At 44.0% G+C, this 20,224-nt stretch carries 13 protein-coding genes; 7 read left to right on the forward strand and 6 right to left on the reverse strand.

Annotated elements, in window-relative coordinates:
* The first annotated feature begins 9 nt into the window (after positions 1-9).
* Positions 10-840, forward strand: a complete 831-nt coding sequence (locus QUB06_RS04180) for a ThiF family adenylyltransferase (protein ID WP_333434233.1) — start codon at positions 10-12, stop codon at positions 838-840.
* A gap of 49 nt (positions 841-889) precedes the next feature.
* Here QUB06_RS04180 and QUB06_RS04185 read toward each other — a convergent pair whose 3' ends face one another.
* The 5 genes from QUB06_RS04185 to QUB06_RS04205 all read right to left on the reverse strand — a co-directional run bounded on the left by QUB06_RS04185 (position 890) and on the right by QUB06_RS04205 (position 5,132).
* Positions 890-2,290 carry a nucleotide-binding domain-containing protein gene (locus tag QUB06_RS04185; RefSeq protein WP_333434234.1) on the reverse strand — a complete coding sequence of 467 codons (1,401 nt, stop codon included), beginning with the start codon at positions 2,288-2,290 and terminating at the stop codon, positions 890-892.
* Positions 2,291-2,308: 18 nt separating this feature from the next.
* Positions 2,309-4,081 carry an SAVED domain-containing protein gene (locus tag QUB06_RS04190; protein WP_333434235.1) on the reverse strand — a complete coding sequence of 591 codons (1,773 nt, stop codon included), beginning with the start codon at positions 4,079-4,081 and terminating at the stop codon, positions 2,309-2,311.
* Between the two features lies 1 nt (position 4,082).
* Positions 4,083-4,463, reverse strand: a complete 381-nt coding sequence (locus tag QUB06_RS04195; RefSeq protein WP_333434236.1) for a Pepco domain-containing protein — start codon at positions 4,461-4,463, stop codon at positions 4,083-4,085.
* A 149-nt stretch (positions 4,464-4,612) separates the two neighbouring features.
* The gene (locus QUB06_RS04200; protein WP_333434237.1) at positions 4,613-4,876 is read right to left on the reverse strand and encodes a hypothetical protein; all 264 of its coding nucleotides are present in this window, start codon (positions 4,874-4,876) and stop codon (positions 4,613-4,615) included.
* A 25-nt stretch (positions 4,877-4,901) separates the two neighbouring features.
* Positions 4,902-5,132 (reverse strand): hypothetical protein, encoded by a 231-nt coding sequence (locus tag QUB06_RS04205; RefSeq protein WP_333132173.1) that lies wholly within the window; start codon positions 5,130-5,132, stop codon positions 4,902-4,904.
* Between the two features lie 145 nt (positions 5,133-5,277).
* Here QUB06_RS04205 and QUB06_RS04210 point away from each other — a divergent pair, with 145 nt between their 5' ends.
* The 3 genes from QUB06_RS04210 (at position 5,278) to QUB06_RS04220 (ending at position 14,545) form a co-directional block, all read left to right on the forward strand.
* Positions 5,278-9,156 carry a hypothetical protein gene (locus tag QUB06_RS04210; protein ID WP_333434238.1) on the forward strand — a complete coding sequence of 1,293 codons (3,879 nt, stop codon included), beginning with the start codon at positions 5,278-5,280 and terminating at the stop codon, positions 9,154-9,156.
* 174 nt (positions 9,157-9,330) lie between these two features.
* Entirely contained in the window at positions 9,331-9,762 is a 432-nt protein-coding gene (locus QUB06_RS04215; protein ID WP_333434239.1) for a XisH family protein, read from the forward strand.
* Between the two features lie 1,294 nt (positions 9,763-11,056).
* Positions 11,057-14,545, forward strand: coding sequence for a DEAD/DEAH box helicase (locus QUB06_RS04220; protein WP_333434240.1), 3,489 nt, complete (start codon positions 11,057-11,059; stop codon positions 14,543-14,545).
* 452 nt (positions 14,546-14,997) lie between these two features.
* On the opposite strand, the gene QUB06_RS04225 is transcribed toward QUB06_RS04220, so the two are convergent.
* A protein-coding gene (locus tag QUB06_RS04225; RefSeq protein WP_333434241.1) for an ISKra4 family transposase occupies positions 14,998-16,076 on the reverse strand; the annotation gives its coding sequence in 2 pieces (ribosomal slippage) (positions 14,998-15,905 and positions 15,905-16,076; 1,080 coding nt in all).
* 357 nt (positions 16,077-16,433) lie between these two features.
* On the opposite strand from QUB06_RS04225, the gene QUB06_RS04230 reads away from it, so the two are divergent.
* The 3 genes from QUB06_RS04230 to QUB06_RS04240 all read left to right on the forward strand — a co-directional run bounded on the left by QUB06_RS04230 (position 16,434) and on the right by QUB06_RS04240 (position 20,212).
* Complete coding sequence (locus QUB06_RS04230; RefSeq protein ID WP_333434242.1) at positions 16,434-16,838, forward strand: hypothetical protein; 405 nt, start codon at positions 16,434-16,436, stop codon at positions 16,836-16,838.
* A 474-nt stretch (positions 16,839-17,312) separates the two neighbouring features.
* Positions 17,313-17,735: a plasmid mobilization protein gene (locus tag QUB06_RS04235; protein WP_333260868.1), complete on the forward strand. Its 423-nt coding sequence runs from the start codon at positions 17,313-17,315 to the stop codon at positions 17,733-17,735.
* Between the two features lie 110 nt (positions 17,736-17,845).
* Positions 17,846-20,212, forward strand: coding sequence for a hypothetical protein (locus QUB06_RS04240; protein ID WP_333434243.1), 2,367 nt, complete (start codon positions 17,846-17,848; stop codon positions 20,210-20,212).
* Positions 20,213-20,224: the final 12 nt, after the last annotated feature.

The following is a 20,224-nucleotide window of genomic DNA, read 5'->3' on the forward strand; positions in this document are numbered from 1 at the left end:
ATTTACCCCATGTTTAATTATGATTATTTGTCAGCTTCGCCTTTGATTGTCAGACAAGCTGATTCGATTGATTTTTGGCTAATTGGGGCGGGAGGAACGGGTTCTTGGCTGTCTTACCATATTGCACGGCTGGCACGGAGTTTGGGTAAGTCGGGGAAAAAGGTGCAATTTGCGATCGCAGATCCCGATCGAGTTGAATTCGCCAACATCAGCAGGCAAGCTTTCTGCGATAAGGAAATCGGACTGCCCAAGGCGCAGGCTCTAGCGTTGAGATACTCTATCGCTTGGGGAGTTGACACGACGGCTTTCGTGCAGGTATTTGACCCCAAGCTAATCCGCTACGCCTACGACAAACTGACCATCCTGGTGGGGTGCGTGGATACAGCAGCCGGGAGAGCGGCAATTAATCAGGCTCTGGAGTTAAACCAATTTTACAGCCGTTCTGAAATTCCCCGCGTGTGGTATCTCGATTGCGGAAATCATGCAGCAGCGGGACAAATTTTGCTGGGCAGTTCTTTGGAAACTGACCCGGACTTCTATAATTTTGGGGGGTTGGGATGTGCTAGGCTACCATCTCCGGTGCTCCTGGCTCCTGACCTTTTGAAACCGAAACCTGAAGAGTTGACAAATAACCTATCTTGTGCTGAGATGGCAGTGCTGAATGTGCAGAGCGAGAGCGTGAATGTTCGAGTGGCGGCTGAGGCGGCGGATTATTTGTACCGGATGGCTGCGGGCAATCTCAAGCGGTTTGCGACCTATTTTGATTTGGAGAGTGGGACGGCGCGATCGCTTTACATTACCCAGCATTCGGTCTGTGTGGCATTAAAATCTAATGCTTGAGGATTAGGGGGTGCGACATCTTACCTCGTTTGAGGTTAGTAGGAACTTTTTAGCCAAATCCACGATTGGAACTACCCGAAATCCTAGAATTACCGCTTGCTGTGATCTTTACAATGTGTACCGCCTGCGCCATAACTCGACCCTCCTTCTCAATTTGACAGGTCATGCGGTGAGTACCTTTAAAGGCAGTGCTTGTCCAAATTGTGGTTCCGCTATCACTGCTTTCCCAGTAAAGCTGCTTCGCCTCACCTGCCTCGTCTCCTTCGTTATCAACAATCCATCGCACGCTGTAGAGGGGTGGGAGATTTCTTGACATGACTGAAAATTTGAGTGCAACGCCTTTAGGTAAAACAGAGCTTCCACTCAAGTAATGTTCATAAATTGGGCCATTCTCACACTTGGCAAGATCGCAGCGAACTGTAACACTGTATCTTGTTACAGCACTTAACTCAGCCTTGGTTGTACCTTTAGTGCTTTCTTTTTTCGCCCAGAATTCATGATTAAAAATCCAGTCCCAAGCAAAACGCGCCTTCTCTCTCGTACACTTTGACTCGTCAAATAACACGCTAAGTTTACTGATTGCAGTATCGAGTCGATCCCGAAGTCGAGTGACTTGGTTTAATACTTCAGTTTTGCCTGTCAGTTCCTGTGAAGTATCGACTGGATTGTATACGTGGCAAGAGGCTTTTAGTCGATTACGTAATGCCACCATAGTGTTGTACAAGGCAAGGTCATCGCGCTCGCTGTTCGCTGTGTAAATACCAGACTCGGCTACTAGTGCTGACACGATCATGCCACCGGGTAGACTCCAAGAAGTTCGTGAGCGACAGAACCGCTTTAGAAATCGCACAATGCGACGCATTTGCCCATCTTCAACTTTAGGATAGTAACCGAGAGTTTGACTAGCCTTCGGGCTTAGTGTCGCAACACATTTACTAAACCAGTCGTTAACCTCCATTGGATCTCGCCGTTTCCACTCAGTGCTGGCATGCTCAATACGCTTTATACCGAGGTTGTCTATATAGGTGCGGTAGATTGCAAAGTCGATATGGTAGCCTTCTGCATACCAAATCGTAACTGCATTAGTACGTGATTCTGGTTCCTTTGTGAAATTAGTGCAGCGTTTGCATAACGCATCACGTACACGCTGCCGTGCTTTAAGCGGGTCTTCAGGTATCTCATCTTTATGGAAAATTAGTGAAACGTCAATATCGTAGTCATTGTCACCCTTCGGATCTTGGTTGAGAGTACGCATTGCATACCCACCTTGGTTCTTCCAGTCATAGGGATGTGAGTGCGGACGACCAGTTTCTTTAGCAAGATCGTTTAAACCATTTTTTAGTCGGGTGATATTTAAGTCTCGATAAGTTGCAAGTTGCTGTCGTCGTATTGTTCCAAGACGAACATGGGTGTCATAAAAAATTTGTAAGTCGTCAGAGATGTCGTACATGAATATGTGAAATTACTCTTAGGTATCATGGATGAGCAACTTAGTCGAAACAACCCTAGATTCAGGTGAATCAACACTATTAATCTTAACACCCCAGGCATACCGTGGACTTGTATGAGATGTGTAGTTGTAGACGATAACCTGGTGATGAATCGTTCGGCTGATTCGGCGTCCGAGACTGAAGCCAAGGCTAACTGGTCCAGAATAAAAGATATGCACAATAAGTGACTTGTCAACGCGGGTATGCAAATCATCAAGGACTTGCCGGAAAGCGTTACAGACTTCCTTTACCTGACTGTAATGGGTGATCGCGTCAATACGTCGCTTACCTATCTTAATCTGTATATCTTCATAGGGCTGAGGCACTACATCGTCCACATCATTTTTGGTAATGTCAAACGAGATGGCGATTCTAATGGCAACAGCAACAGCATTTGCTGGACGTGAGATAGTGCTAACGCTTAGGTCAAGTTTTGGACTATCATCACCAGCCAACTCATACCAACAATTTACATCGCGATCCAATTCAAATAACGCAATCCTAGGCCAGGTTGAGACAGCATAACCAGCACAGAACTGAAGTGGAATGTGAACAATGCCATAGTAACCAATTACTGCTTCTGGATTGGCTTGAAATACCACTAAAAAATCGTTTATGAGATTGTTATTCTGTTGTACAGCACTAATGGGGTCGCAAACGCCGTTTGTGAAGAAAGATGATAGGTAAAACTCGATATGTTGAATTTTGTAATGCCGAAAATGAGCAGGTAAGGACTCCTCCGAAATACGAACAGTTAATAGTTCAAATGACTGATGACGGATTGCAAAGAAAGTTCCTACTGGATGCTGAACATCAGTCTTACCAGAGCCATATCCGGCAGGTACAACACGGGCTAAGCGTTCAATCCCTTCAATTGCTTTTGGATTAGTTGGTGAAACAGCTAGTACGCGAATCCATAGTTGTTTTGCAAGTTGGAAGTTTTGCTGAACTTCAGCCAGAAGAGCATCGTTTTCCAGTGTCACGATGTCAGTAAGATTAGCTTTGCGAGGCAACAAAATGAGGTGGTACTTAGTTGGTGGTTCGACTACACCATAAGGAGTTTGCTGAACCTTTCTGTATTGTTGGGTCAGGCTAGGAACCCTTTGCCTTAGACGTTGATAGAGCCGTTCAACGGTCGCACAATTGCTTTCTCCTTCAATTTTTAGTCCCTCCAACAGGGCATAGGTGAATGATCCATGTTGTAGTTCATTAATCTCATAGGAAGATTCCCCTGGGCTACAGGAGAACAAGCTAATGACACCTTGCTGCTTTTCTTGCCCAAAGCCCACACCATCTCTTTGCCCGTTTCCGCTTCGACAAGCATCAATTAGCATAACAACGTTATCGGCACCACTGCGTCGCAGGCGTTCACTAACGTACTGCAATGAAATGCCACTACTCTCAACATCACCAGGATCAACATCTATCGGCATCAGATAGTCCCGATCTTTATGACGTTTTCCATGCCCTGCAAAGAAGAACCACAAGTTATCGCCTGACTTCAAAAATGACTCTTCAAACCGCACTCGAAAGAAACGATTTAAAGTTGTGTAAGTAGGATGAGAGTCCAGATCGGAACCGTAGTCTTGCTTTATAGGCAAGGAATCATCAGCAAAGTGATAAACAGTCTGGATATTGAGTTCTTGCCGGAAAAATACTTGCATTGCCTCGGCATCAAATTTGGCGTAGTTGAGTGATTGCAAGTTGCGATAACCATTGATACCGATCGTAATTGCCCAGTTTTGTCCCATTTCAACTGTTTGTAGTAGTTCGCTTGAACTTAAGCTTGATTGCCCCTTTGTTCCCCAATTTTCCGCTATTACCTAGGATGCTTACCTGCCCTTCACCATTGATTTCAACGGATAGTTCGACTTCATCAAGTTGTAGTCCATTTTGTTGGTTAGCCTCAGTTGAAATATCACCTAAGACCTTCAGCAGTCCATTCATTTGAACTTTTAGAGCCGCTGCATCCAATGGAACTCGCTGCTGGACGGTCGTCTTTATTTGTTCTTTCACTCGCTGACCAAAGCCACCCCCAGTATCATCGCTACTCCGCTCTCCTCGGAGAATTTCAACACTTTCAGTGGTCTCTACTTCAGTCACAATCCAAATTTGAGATGAATCGTCTGACATGCTTTTAATTCCAAAATTTTTCTTCTATTCTATCTTCGCTGAAATTAAGACACTGTACTTTAAACTAAGAAATAAAAGTAAGGCCTTATGTGATTGGCACTAATACACCAGTAGCAAACAATTGAGCAAGTGAAGACAGATTGCTTAAATCAAACCCATAAATAAACCCTTTCTATGTAACTAGGGTCAGCCTGAATTCGCTCATCAAAGTTCATATTCTCCCATTCTACAATAACCTTCCCCGGCCTATCCATCAAATCTGGTGGATCGCTAGGAGGGTGCAAGGACGGGTAACAGCCGTCAACATTCCCACCCCAACCGCTCGCCCAATGGAAAATTTTCCATTGGGCATAGCCAAACCAAGAGGCCATATCAGGGCGGCTACCGCCGCCCCATCGAACCAAACACCCCATGCCTCTGCTAGGTGTCCCCCTACGCCTAGACCCTATCGATATATGTAGGGTCAGCCTGAATTCGCTCGTCGAAGTCCATATTCTCCCATTCTTCAATAACCCTCCCCGGTCTGTCCATCAAATCAGCAGGAGCGCTACTGGGACGCACGAATGGGTATTTATCCTCATCTTCAGGAGCGATCGCCAATTCCACCAGCTCAGTATCTTCATCTTCAAACAGAGCCGGATTAACAATTGTATCAACCTTTAGTTCCATTTCAATCACCTCAAAAACACTTCCAACGGTCAACACTTGACCGAGTTTCAACCTGTTAAGGCTTAGATAGACTTTTCTTACCTGCCTTACCAACTGTTTCAACAATTCCTATTATAACACCTCGATTCTCGGGAGAAATCAACTCATGGTCGCCACAGTTTGTACCGAACAAGGACTCAAAATACCCGTTTTTGATGCCGCTTACATTGATGCTAAAGGTCGAAATGTAGGAAAATTTTTCAACAACCCAGAAATCCTGCGGCACTCGATTCTGCAAGCAATGTTTCAACCAGACGAACTGAAGACATTAATGATTGTCAAACTTGACAAATCCAATCCAGATCCTAGCCAATTACGCGCCAGCATCCACGACCCAGAAGACGGCATCAAGCGACGCATGATATTTCAATCTGGCAATAGTTATTACTTTGGCGACGAAACCCTAGCCAAAAAGATAGGAGACTTATTCGTAACCGAAAAAGACACCGCCTGTCGCTACGGTTCCCTCCTAGTCAGCACTTGTATGTCCGGCGTATCAGAATGCGACAACCTGCGAGTAAAAATTGTTGATTTCACCGACCCGCAATATGCTAAATATCGCACCGGAGACTGTCACGGTGCAATCAGTTCCGAATTACTCAAAAGCATCGGCGGCGAGAAAAATCGAGCCAGTCAATTTCGTTTCGCTTGGCTGAGAAGTTGGAATACAGAAAATACAGAATCCACACCCCAAGTCAGCTTTCTGGCTAAAGGAACCCTCCGTCCCGATGACAATTTACTCGACTCCGACGCCGACTCTGAAGGGAACAAACCTCAACTTATTTTAGACCGTTCCAGCATCAAAGGCATCAATAAAAAACAACTCAAAGAACTCATTCCTTGTGGCGATTACGAATTACCAAAAGCCATCCTTGGAAACCGCAAAAACAGTCAAATCGGCATCACCCAAACAAGCTGGCAGTCTACTGGAGTTTGGTTCGACGAAGAAGCCCAAAGGCAAGACTTAGTACCAACAACTAAAGCCGAAGCCCAAAGACTGGCAGCACTGCAACGCGACCCCATGAAATTGCGCCAAGCGATGATTGAAGATTATGACAAGCGCGAAGCATTTTTAGCGCGTTTGAACGAAAGAAAACTTAAAGAACAGCAGGAAAAACTATCAACTACAAGTGACGACGAAATTAACGGTGACAGCGAGGAAAATACCGAGGATAAAAAGCGGGAAAGACAGGACATCCAGATGCTCAAAGCCGATAAATTCGGACTGATGATAGGCAGTCCCGAATTCACCAATATGGCAGAAAGGTGGCTGGCATCCAAATGGCGAAATCTGGCAACCAGGGGAGCTTTATCAATGACTTCTGCAATGGCTCTACCCTGCGAAGATTTACCCAAAGGCACGGTTTGCGCTAACCATTTAGAAGAAGGAGAATGCGTTCAAGGTCGATTCCCAATTCTCAACAAAGATGGTCTGAGGATATATCAAAATGTACACGCAAAAAACCTGGAAAATATTCCAGAGGAAACCCGTGCTGTCATGTCGAAAATCAAAGGGGTAATTTGGTTCAAGCCCAAAGACTTAGAAAAATTCCATCAAGGAGACTTTGACGGTGACGAACCGTTTGGCATCGAATCTCGAAAAATCCCTCAAATTGCCCAACAAATCTTACCAGCACAAGACGGATTATTTGACTTCGGAGAAGTGGTACAAGCGGAGAAAGTTCCCTATACTAAAGCTCGGTATCGAGAAGACGACCCCGAAGTCAGAGAAGGTAAAGTTAAAGCAGGTCAACGCAAATTTACCACCCTAGAACAAATTGGAGTTGCCAGCTCTCAAAATGAAGTCGGAATCGTCGCCTTAGCCATTGGCAAAGTAGCAGCAGCACTCCCCAACCCCGGCGAAGATGAAAAGCTATTTCTCAAGCAGCAAAAGCGATTTATCGCCGCTCTCAGCATCATGGAACAGTACGAAGTTGACTACCAGAAAAACTCGCTGCGGGGTAAAGATGCCAAAGAAGTGAAAGAGAAAACAAATCTAAATCCCGACACTTTACTAGAAAAAGTAGATGAATGGTGTGAGAAACACAAAAGCTGCACTTACTTTTTCCAGTACAAAGGAGACGATCGACTGTACAAACAATTTCCCATGCCCGCCGACTTTCCCAATCCTGTTTACGTCCTAGCCAAAGAAGCCGTTAATCCTTATTGGGAACAGACGCGGCTCATCCACCGCAACCGAGATGAATTTCAGCACATTCTTCCCCCAATTCCGGCTCATTTAATCGTGTCGAAAGACAATCGCCAGCAACTAGATGCAGCAGGCATTGAGTATGAAAAAGAAGGGAAGGAATTGCACGTTCCCTATGAGTACAAAAATGCCTTGGTAGAGAGAGGAATCGAGTACCGACACAGCAAAGAAAATAACCTGCATTGGGAAGAAAACGAATTACAATGGGCGAAAGACCTGGTGCAGCGCTTTCAAGAGGACAAAAGCATTATCTACGATCGCACTGGCAGCGATATCAAAGCTCGAAAAGAGGAAATGGGCAAACTTTATGACAGTTATCGAGCGGAGATTGACGAAATTTGGGATACTCTTGAAAGAAAAACCAGGGCTGCTCATGCCTTATTCCAAGCTACCCACACTTCCGATAACCTGAGCAAACACCGGACAATTTGCCAGAAGGTAGCAGAGGATTTGGAAATTACCTTTTCCCTACAAGAAGACTACGAATTGCTACACGAAGCCTTACCGCGAGATGTCTACGTCCTGCAAGTTCCTTTCCAGAAAGTGAAAACTAAAGACGGCAGAACCATTGACCTTCCTAACCAATGGAAAGACGCACTCGATAGCAAAGGGATTGAATATGAAGCTACTGCTCATCCCGAATTGCCGTTAGTTGAATTCGCATTCAAAAACTTACCCCAGAGCATGGTGGCGAAACTAGATGCCAAATATGGAGATAATTCCAACGACCATATCGACACCGACTCTTTGAAAGTAACCAACTACTCCGGTAATGAAACCAGACTCCTCATCGTCCCTCCCGTCGATTGTCGGTGGATTGAGTCTCAAGATAAAGCAGGTAGAGGCGCACTTGTCTACAAATTATTCATGGATGAAATCTCCGATGCTTTGTCAAATTATCGGGTCAATCAAATAGAAGTAGTCAATGTCAAACATCCCGATAACGATTACTCAGAGGAAGATTTCTCCAAGTCAAAATGGAAGGATCGGAAAGTAACTCTGCAAGTGGGAACGATAGATTTACCTCCCACTCACGAGAAATATTACCGATTTCAAGGCACTCCCATTATCCAGTTGGACGGGAAAAACTTGGGAACATTTTCCCCTGAAAGTCCTAAATTTCCCCCTGGAACCACTTTTGAGGCGACGCTTTCCCCCGACAAAGGCGGCAGGTCGGTTATGCTGAAAGTCGATCGCGAATCAATTCGGTTGCCTGAAATTCAATTGCCCGCGATCTATTCATCTGAAGTATCTCAGACTTCAGATTTGGCGAAGCCTGCGGGAAACGCGATTCGCTCAGCGATCCGCCCAAACGGAATCGCTCAAAACAGTAGCACGTACCAACCGCCAAAATTCCAACAAGAACCTGCTTCAAAACCAGAAACGGCAGTTAATAACGGAAAGGGCGACACCACTAACGCTAAAGCTAACAACTGGCGGCTTTCTCTGCAAGACACGCTCTTTAGCGTCGTGTCGGAAACATACAAGCAACGGCGATCGCAACTTCCTTCCCATAGCACCCAGCACTTCAAGTTTGGCGACAACCAATGGACGGCTTACGTGCAGCCTAATGGGGATTGCTTTGTCAGAAACGAGTCCAAGCGCACCGTGTTTAAAGCCAACGTTCACACCGGGGAGGTTCAAATTCCCCTGACAGAGCAAGCAGCGGCTCGTTTTCAAGAGATGATTGTAGAACGGGAAAAAGATTTGGCCCAGTCCCGAACTACTCTCATGCCTGCGACTGAATCGAAACCGAGGGAGTTGGAAATGGTTTAGTCGAGTGGGGGTGGTTGGGTTTTAGGGGGCGATATGCCTCCGGCACGCTTCGCGATCGCAACGAAACTAAAAATGCTGCGATCGCTATCCTTTCATAATGCTAGAATCCAGAAGAGAATTTCATTCCAAAGCGGTTTATATTAATTGTTGGGTGAATTCTGCACTATTTTTAGTATGCCTGCCAAAGATATCTACCACAATGCTGTTAAAAATACCTTAATTAAAGAGGGTTGGACAATTACGGCAGACCCTTACTTGATCAAATATGAGGATGCTGGGTTATATGCGGATTTAGCAGCCGAAAAGCCGATTGCAGCCGAACGTCAGGGACAAAAGATAATTGTTGAAATTAAGAGCTTTGTTGGGCGTTCGCTAATGTATGATTTTCATGCCGCCCTCGGTCAATACATTGTATACCGAAATCTCATTCAACTCACCGCTCCAGAATACACGCTATATTTGGCAATTGATGATGTCGTATACAAAGAGTTCTTTCAACGTAAGGGAGTCAAACCCGACTTCTACAACAGATCAAAAACATCAAAAACTAACCCATCTGCCCACTCTCGAAAATTGGCTTACCAATACCGTTCAGAAATCTGGTGATGGGAGATACTACCATCGACGACTGAAAGAAAATTTAGATATTCGTACCAATATTCTTCAAGAACTTCAAAGCCTTGTACATCAAGCCCATGAAGATGCAAGACAAAAGTTACGAAATCTTGCAGGAATTTCCTACTCATTAGATCCCCTTGAAGAAGAAGAAACACCAGGAATGGACTCCTCAATTATCAATGATTTCCCCCGGCAATTAGAGCTGAAAACTTTGAAAGGCTACTTCGGCGAAATTATGGCAGCAGTGGTTGCCGAAAACTTCAACGCGCTCGATGAAGATTGGCAAGTTTTTGCTTTCCCTTTTCGGTTACACCAAACGGCATACCATGCACTAGAGCAAATACGACAAGAAGGCGGTTCTGCTCCTACGATCATTGGTCGGCTTGGTGATGATATGTTAGCGTTTCAGTGTGATGATCAAGGCAAAATTACACATATTCTGTTTTGTGAGGCAAAATGCACCGCTCGTCATGATACTAATTTGATTGCTGATGCACACAAAAAATCTAGTGATAGCAAAACAATTCCCGTTGACTGCTTATCACTGATTGACATTCTTCAAGATTATGCGATCGCAGGCTCAGATGCAGAAAAATGGATACACGCGCTGCGTCAACTATATTTTTCCAATAATAATACTACTCATGAGCGATGCGATCTCGTTAACTATATTTGTGGTTTGCCACCAGCTAGAGCAAGCACAGTAATAATTCCAACATCTGCCCCTCATAGTGATTACACTGCACAACGGAGATTGGAAGCTGTAGAAATTCATCTGCATGACGTGAATGGACTGATTGAAGAAGTCTATCAATCCATCACTCAACCCCTTATACCTACTTTCAATGAAAGAGAGTTATTAACCCTGTGGGATAAGGTCGTATTCCATATTCCTACTTGCAATCAATCTCTTATTAACGAGAACTGTCAACTGCTGTATTTAAATGGGGAAGAGGCTGTTATTAGTGTACGTTCCTTGGCCATTTTTAGGCATATACAGCGGCAAATTCCTAAACTGCAAAAAGCCTTCCAAATATCTGGCAATTTTACCCCTAGTGAATCGCAGGAAAAAATCAAGATAAGACTTAAAGTTGTATAGTAAAAAGCATTTACTCGCAAAAGCTATCGGCTGTAAACCAGGAGAAATATGGTTCAACCTAGTGCAGAAACTGTCACTTTGGCATCACAATTAGTTGAGTCTCTGGTTAGCAGTGGACTACCTCGTGACTTTGCCAGACTCTATAGCCATCACACACGACTCCGGGAGAACCAACCAGGTTTAATGAGCTGGAGCCAGACTGAATCAAACAGCCGTCTTGATGACGTTATCAGGCTTCTGGAAGCAGCATCTGTCCAGAGACAGACTGACGATACCCAGTGGCAAAAAACCGTGCTTCGCGCTGGGGAAATTTTAGAGTGGCTACCTATCAGGGACACCAATAGCGAAGAGATATCGACTCGCCTGCTTGCCGCTGCTTGCTATCAGTTAGCAGGCTACCCTGCAAGAGCGCTAGGTCTTTTACGAGAAGAAGGCAGTCAGGATACTGAATCTAGAATTCTCATTGCTTTGCTAAAAGCTGACTTTGTTAAACTTTTGCAGCATATCGGCGCGTACTGGTCGCAAACAATACCAGAAATACAGCGTGTTTCCCAATCTGACAACCAGGACACTCATACAATACAGACGATGATTGTCAGGGAAACAGTCAGTGCGCTAGGTCTTTTGTGTGCTGTTATGCGTTGGGGAAACGACTCACGCATTCAGAAAGCTCTTAATAAACTTACAGCCGTTAGCAAGGTTGTCCTTCATGGACGAAACCCCTACTCCTGGATTCTGTCTAAGTTATGTGCTGAGGTTGCTGCTACTTACGTCGAAAATAGTATGCGACAGCATCTTGATATCCTGCTTCAGAATATGAGTTCAGATGGAAGAGCAGTCTTTGAGCGTTACTTGCGCTATGGCTTCCATTTAGGGCAATCAATGGCGTGGCCGTCTCAAGTGCGTGGAATTCAGGCGTTGTCTAGACAAGAATCCTTCGCACTCTGCACACCTACGGGTTCTGGCAAAACTAGAGTTGCGGAGCTAGCTATTCTACAAAGCCTATTCCCAACTAATACAAATCCAGAACGGCCTTCTTTACAAGCTCCCTTAGTTATGTATTTAGTCCCTTCTCGTGCTTTAGCAACAGAGGTGGAAGCTAAACTATCGCGTGTTTTACGGCAGTCAACACCTCATCATTATCAACAGGTAACTGTTACAGGCTTATATGGTGGTACAGATTGGGGACCAACGGACGCATGGCTAACTGCTGACGAAAAAACTATCTTAATCTGCACTTATGAAAAGGCAGAAGCTCTGATGAAATTTCTCGGCAGCTTCTTTCTTCCCAGAACCACATTGATTGTGGTGGATGAAGTTCATACCGTCCAATTCAGTGGAACAAATGAATCACTACAAAAATCTGAAAATCGGGCATTGAGGTTAGAATCCCTGGGGGCTAGGTTATTCAGCCATTTGCAACGGGATCGCTGTCGCATTGTTGCTCTGTCGGCTGTTGCTGCGGAAGCAGAAGGCGCACTAGCCAGATGGATTAGTCATCAAGACGATGCAACCCCTATCAAAACTTTTTATAAAAGTGCTCGGCAGCTCATTGGAAGATTAGAATGTCTTCCGAGGAGAAGATTTGAAATTCGCTATGACTTACTAGATAACGCTCCCTTGCAGTTTTCTGATATGGAAAATTCTGATAGTCCGTATGTTCCTAACCCATTCCCAGCACATCCTCCATCTCCCAATTTTGAGGGAAAAAATTTTACGACAGCCGTTCGTCCTTATGTTCTCTGGGCTGCTATTCATCTTGCTGCACCAGATGATCGAGAACAGCAACGGGCTGTTCTCATTTCTATCAGTCAGAATATTAGTGACTATGCTAAAGATTTTCTAAAATTGCTTGACGTAACTTGGATCAATATTCCTCAAATCCCACAGTTCTTTCAAGTGCCCTCAGACGAAAGAAAAAGAGCAATTTGGCAGAAATGCTTAGAGTCATGTGAAGACTATTACACAACTGATTCTCGTGAATACAGACTCTTGACTAAAGGTATCGTTGTACATCACGGCAAAATGCCTGGGTTAATGGCACGTCTTCTAGTTGAGGTGATTGAGGAAAAGATTGTTCACCTCGTTATAGCAACATCTACCCTTTCTGAGGGAGTTAATCTACCTTTTGAAACAGTTTTAATTCCCAGCCTTGAGCGATGGACAGGCAACATCAGCCCTAGTGAATTCAAAAACCTTGTTGGGCGATCTGGTCGTCCGGGATTTGGTACAGAAGGTCGTAGTTTGGTGCTTGTTCCAGAACAGCCAGAACGATCTCAGAGAGGCCAAGATCGGAAAATTTATAATAAAAAAATCAAAATCCGTAAGCTTTACAATTCTCTTGTCCGTCAGTTACAAGAACCGCCGATAGATACAAATGACGGTGCAATCAGCCCACTCGCGACACTAATCAACCATTTGCTAGATAAATGGCGAGAGCTGGTAAGAAATGGAAGCGATGCAGAGTTCTTGACATGGCTGGAGCAAACAGCTCCCATAACGGCACAACCAAGAAATGAGTCCGAAGAGAACGCGATCGAGAGCTTGGATTCCTTAGACAACGTGCTACTTGCTGCAATTGTTGAAATTGAACAAATTTCTGCGCGTGAGATGGAACCTAATGAATTGGAAGCAGAACTACGCAGACTATGGAAGCAAACTTATGCTTACTATGCTAGTCAAAATCAAGCTGAATTAGAGGAATTCTTTGTCCATCGCGGGAAGGCGCTGAAATCAACTATATATCCAAATTATGGTGAACGGAAGCGCCTATACAAAACTAGCTTACCGCCTATATCTGGAAACCAGCTTCTAACGCTTTACCGTAGAATCAGAGATCATCTAGAAACAGGAGCAGATTATCTATCTCGTCAGGAGGACGAACAGTTCACCTACATTCGGGACACTATTAGACGGATTGGGGAAGTAAACACATTTAGCATCAGTAACTTAAATGGCAGAGGCAGGGGAGCAGAAACCAGTTGGGAAGTTATCCTTCACTGGTGGCTCTGTCATCGACGCGTATCCCCTCAACCATCAGAAACAAAAATTTCTGACTGGCATAACTTCGTCAGCAAAAACTTTTCTTATCGATTTAACTGGGGACTTGGGAGTATTCTGGCTTTGGCTATTGATGAAGCTTTTGGCGAGATGAGTCTTGAACCATCTTCTTTAGAAAACTGGCCTAGAACTGGGCTGCCTTGGATTGTGTTCTGGATGAAAGAACTAATTGTTTGGGGAACAGTAGACCCTGTTGCTGCATATTTACTAGCTAGGATTGATGACGTTACGACCCGAACACAAGCTGAAGAACTCTCACAAGTTTATTACCAATCTGTTAGTAATCTGGAACCCAACGATCGTCTTAATCCTATAGCTATTAGGACTTGGGCACAACAATCATTTGTTGCACCTATTAGGCAACAATCAATCGAACTTCGACCAAGCCGAGAGATTCCTGTGAGCCTGTTACGAGATTTTAGCCGTGCATCAAAGCATAAATGGCCTGTTATTCCAGTAGAAGTTGAAGAAGAAATACATTGGCTTGATCCAGCAGGTTTTCCCCTTGCTTCCTGCCAAATGCCAGAAAACTGGCAGGAAAATTACCTACGTAAATACGATTTTGAACTCGACTCCAACCGAGGAATCGTCACCTCAGAGGTATACCTGTAAAATTTTTGAGTGTATAATGTTTAAAGTTCCTTTATTTATATGATTCAAACCTTCACACTAAAAGAGACTCATAGTAAAGAAGCCCTCCTCATAATATGGTAAATATATGCTAGAAGTGATGTTAGGGATTACCATTGACTTATATTAAGTGCAGCTTTATAGTGAATTAGCTAGGTGATATGAACATCTGTCTATAGGTGGACTATCGGGGTACTGAAACTGGACTCATTTTAGTGATCGCTATCTTAATTCGCTCTGTTGCCTCGCTGATTCAGGTACTAACCCCACTGATGTTACAACTACGACAAAGGTTAGGTTCTAAGAGGTAATACCCGCCAGCAATAAGCGCGAGTTGCATCCTCCAAACAGAGGGTGCAACTTTTTGTGAGAAGGAACGCACCCCGATAGGGGAGCATAACAGTTATGCAATCAGTATAAATACTGATGATAATTTAAGCTGCTGCTTTGAGATTGACACCAATCATTCCATTTAAGTAAGCTACTCGATGAGCCAAAACTTGCGGGACATTTTGCTCATTCCATTGGGCGCCAGAAATTTTGATACGACGACCAATCTGTTTAATTGCTGATTCCACAGCACCCGAGCCAATCGAACAAATCTTATTTGACTGGTAATAGTGGTAATTAACGATTCGTTCTCGATGTTTGTTGAGATATACGCAGAAATTCTGTGCGGCTTTTTTCGTCAGATTTACAAAAAGTTGTTTCGCTTTCTCCACCTGTCCCATCCATAAATAAGCTTGGGCTTCATTGATTCTGCGCTGTGAACCGCCAACCTTATTCAGATTTTCAATCAGATGATACCAGTCAAGAATTTCTCGGCGTTGTCCATTGGGGGCGACTAATCCAATAATATTCCAAATTCCATCATGTCCATCTCCGAGACAGGTAACAATGTTGGCTATCGGTTGACTATTCACCCAGTTAGTCAACCCAATATTATCTTGATAACCCGCGAGCAATCCGACGTTGGTGTGAATTGCTTTATAGTCTTTGTAGGTACATTCTAGTCCGAGTGGAGTTCTTAATCTCACTTTTCCTCCATCTACAGATAATTCTTCAATTAGTTCTGTGACAGGAGGCAACGGAAACTGCTGCCGATGGACTAATCTCTGCTGTGACATGGCATTGGTTTGGACACCAGTGATGTATTCTAAATCTACTACCGTTTGCTCGTATGACATATTGGCACTCAATCTCAGACAACATTGTTCCAAATGTGGACTGATTCTTGTGCAGGGCTTAACTCCGAGTATTTTAGCTTGTTTTTCACTGATTTTTAGTAGGCCTAATGTACTGGTAAGTTTTCTGGTTCTACCGGCAGTTGTTCCGGTTGATTGCTTAAAAAAAAAGCGGCAATTTCGGGACTGACATACTCCTGAAGCTGTGTCTGAATAGTTTTTTCGATAATTTCGAGCGTGAATTGTTGTTCAGATTCAGCTTCTGTATATAAAATCTCAGCAATTGCTCTGGTATATTCTTGCAGCTTTCTTTGTTTTTCTGGATTCATGATTTTTCGAGAGTGGTAAACATATTTAATTATGGACTAATGAGGGGCATAGTAGGTGTGAGTATTTGTACTCGTCACATAAGTGTTATGCTCCCCCCCGATAGTTAGTGAAAGCCACAAAAAGCTTCATATTTTAACCCTTCTATTTCCTCTTATTCCCTGTTATTTCCTAATATCTCCTACTTGTCCCTAATATTTCCTAATATTTCCTCCAATTTTCACAAATTTTAATTAAGTTAAATTAACTTTCGCTGCTTTTTAATTGATTTTTTGTACTTCGACACCTCTTAAATCCTCCTAGTTAGTACGGTAGTCGCATAGCAAGCCATGTCAAATAGACGTTATAGGGGGGTAAAAATGAGCAAATCGCCCAAATCGTCCACTTGTCAGAATTTGTGCCAAAGGCAACAACATATCTTCGCTTCAGCACAAGTAGCTAACGAATACCTCTCCTCTGGCTACCGCCAGCAAGCAAGGCGATCGCTTACCCTTAAAATCGACAAAATGCCACAAAAACACTACGCGCCCCCTGAAATGGCGCATCCAACCCATGCGATCGCCCCTGAACTGAATGCGATCGCCCTGCCTGACCATTGGGTGCAACCGGATTTTAACTTTGGGGATGCAGTGACAGACAATGAAGAATCTTATATCGTCATAGGTTTGGCAATGGACACACACTTGGACATTTGGAAATACTTGTGTCGCACTCCGAACAATACAGAGCGATTCTTCTGGGAATATCAACTCAGACTTGCTTAAACTTCCAGCACGAAATATTAAGACTTTGTTGAGCGACGGCGATCGCAAACCAGAAACCGTCCTCAACAACAAAGTACGATTGGCTGCAAACCATGCTCAACAATGATGCACTTTGCCAACTTTCAAACAACAACATAGTCAAAGGCTACAAGCAATCCAGGCAGCAGTATCCACCCTCGAATCAGCCATCTGGATGATAAAAAATACTCTGGTAGCTTCTCACTAATGCAACTTGTGGCCGAACAAAACATAAACCGAAAGAAACAGCCTCATCTCCAACAGAATTGCTGAAAATTGAATCAATAAAAGCAATGGATGAATTACGGCGCAAACCTTGCCATCAAGGTTCAGGAAATTGTAATGAGCATCGGTTGCTCAGCATTAAGTTAACTTGATGCCAACAACCGCTTTGACCTAATCCCTTGCTGTTTAACTTGGCCTTAATAAACCATTAGTTAGCCCTAGAAAATTGATGTGCTTACAACTGCAAGTTTCCCCAAAAACAAACTTTCCAAACCTAACGGAAAGACTGAAGTAGTCCGAGTGCGCCTAACCACCTTTGAAAAGGCAGATTTAGTGAAGCGTGCCGCAGAAGCAGGTGAAAAAAACCTGTCTGACTACTTGCGCAAACGCGCTTTTAGCCCTAACCGCACAGTCCCCGCTATCAATGAAGGAACTTGTGTCCAACTGCGAAAAATGAGCGCGCACATTTGCCAAATGACCAAAGGTGTAGAGACAGCAGTAAAAGCAGGGCAGTTACCCAAACAAAGTCTAGAAGTTCTGCAAAAATTCAGCAGAATGCTAGGCGAATATCACCAAGAACTAAGAGGGAAAGTCAGGAGAGAACTTTTGAGCGAAACCTGCGAACAAATACCCCCGCTTGTGGATTACCAATAAAGCGATCGCTCAACTAGCTAATAGTCCTGTTTGACAATCTCAAGCGCTGCTGAAAGTTCAAGCTCAAACCTAATGATAACCTCGATTTTCCTCGTAGGAGGTGAGAAAAAATGGCGGCAAAACTCTCAACTAAGCCCAACTCCAAAAGACAATTTTCTGCCCCAAAGCGTACTTGGTCTGTCCTAACAGCCACAGATCCCAAACACGTCAAAAAACTGGAACACATTCAAGAAACCCTCGATGCTGCCATAGAAACAATCCAAGAAGAAGGTGGCATTGAGGACTGGGAAGATTTCAAAAACTTCGTTGAATCCTTCAACAAACGACCCGACAGAATCAATGATTCTGGCAATCAGAAAGCTAGTGTCAGCATGGATTTAGTTACTGAAGGAAAAGGAGGCGAGGTATCTGGCTTTGTTTTCTATTTAACTAAAGACCCCAGCCAGAGAACCAGCGGTGTCTATTTAGTTAAAAATTTGAAACAGGCTGACGTTGAAACGAAAGACAATAACAATTACTATACTCCATCCCAAATTATGGACTTAATCGGGCTGGATGCCAGTGATGAATTAGAGGAGGACGGCATTTCCGAAGAATTTGATGAAGAACTAGATGATGAATTGGAAGATGACTTAAGCAATTTAGAACTAGATGATGAATTGGAAGATGACTTAAGCGATTTAGAAGAAGATGCAGACTTTCCCAGCCACCATACGCAAACTCGCAAGTCATCGCAGTCCAAACGCCAGCTAGGAAAGTCAGTAGCTTCTCAAAAAAATGCCAGTAAAACGCAAAAAAAGGAGGAAGAAGATAATATTGAAGAACTACTTTCTGATGATGAAAATACTCCTATCTCCAATGGTATATTGGGCAAGATAGCTAAAAATCGCAGCGTTCTCAATCAGAATGATAACGGACAAATCAAGCAAAAAGTTGCTGAAAAGCCCGACGCAAAATATCCCTTCCTCGACACCCTTGAAACTGTTCTAAAAGAAACCGATCGTCAAGGTGCAAGTGTCGCTTCTATGGGAAGCGAAATTAACGGATTAACCGTAAGTGGCTTAACCGTCCAAACTGTCTCTTTAATGGGTCTACTTGGAGCCAAGAGTATTGGGGATCTAATTGATTACATTGAACGAGCGAGGGAAAAGGAACAGGCAGAAAAACTCGAAAAAATTCTCGAACAAATTGACTCATTAAACGATCGCGCCGACCGAGTTGCGACTCGTGCTAAACACGCTGATGTCATTTCCGGCATAGAGGCGATAGATACCCGCACTGAAAAACTTGCTGAACGGGCTAAGCAGATATTAGAACCGCCTGCTGCAACTGAACCAGAGGAATTGGAAACGAGCCAGCCTCAGAGAAGCGATCGCGACATTGAAGCCAAGGTCACCGAGGGAGTTAAAATCAACAATCCCGAAACCAAGGCAGCTCAAATTGGCGAAAAAATTGACGATCTAGAGAGCAAGCTCAACCCAAACTCCCAGAAATCTAAGCCTCTACAGCTCGATAAAGATACCAGCATCAGCGAACAGCTAGACCAAATTCAAGACTATTTAGGCCACCTCTCAAAGAGGTTGGATCGCCTTGAAAGTATCGTTGACAAACTGGAACATAAAATGACCGTTCTGATGCCTGTTGAATCAGAATTTAATCCTAATTCACAAGGACCAGAAACTCGTCAAAAAGTTCAGCCAACCGTTACTGCACCTAACAGTATCGACAAGGAGGAAAGCGAACCAGAGGATCTTCTTAGCAAAATGGTAGCTCAAACTAAAGTACAGCAGCAGCGAGAAACTATAGCAGATTGCTTAGTCAATTATGCTTTTGCTACGGGGCAGTCTCCCCAATCGGGTATTGCTTTTGATGGTGGCGGCAGCTTGAATGTAACTGCTGAAAACAACGAAGTTAAAGTTGTCGTAAAAGGCAGCGATAATACCGAAATTTTTTCGGGAACCAAGAATGGATCTCGCTGGAAATTTGAGCCGAATCGGGACAAACTAACTCCCGAAGAAAGAGAAGCCATTTTCAAATTGCCTCAGTCGGAAGAAGAATACAACAAGCTAGCAACTGCCCAGGCTTTAGTTGAAAAGTTTCAGGACACCTTCCCCAAACGCTTTAGCGGGGAAAAAGATCCAGTGTTTCCTTGGAAAGAATCGCGTCGCGAAGACGGCACGACCGGGGCAGTCAAATACGAATTTGAAATCCTGGATCTGCCGGACGGGTCAAAACAACTGATAGGAACTGACCCCCGCCAAGGTGACGCACAAGTGTTCGATGCCGTTCTGGTCAAAGGAAAGCCACCAGAGGTTCGGCAGTGCCACATTGCTGTTGAAGAAATGGAAGCTGTAGTCTGCTCCCCAGAGCCACAAAAAACTCAATTTAGAGATTCTCAAGCATCTAAAGACTACAACTATACCTCGCCAGGACGCAAAGAACAGTCGCGAGAAGACCGCAACGAATTGCAAGCTTAAACCACTTTGAGG

The sequence above is a fragment of the Microcoleus sp. D2_18a_D3 genome (assembly GCF_036702455.1).
Taxonomy (GTDB): Bacteria; Cyanobacteriota; Cyanobacteriia; order Cyanobacteriales; family Microcoleaceae; genus Microcoleus.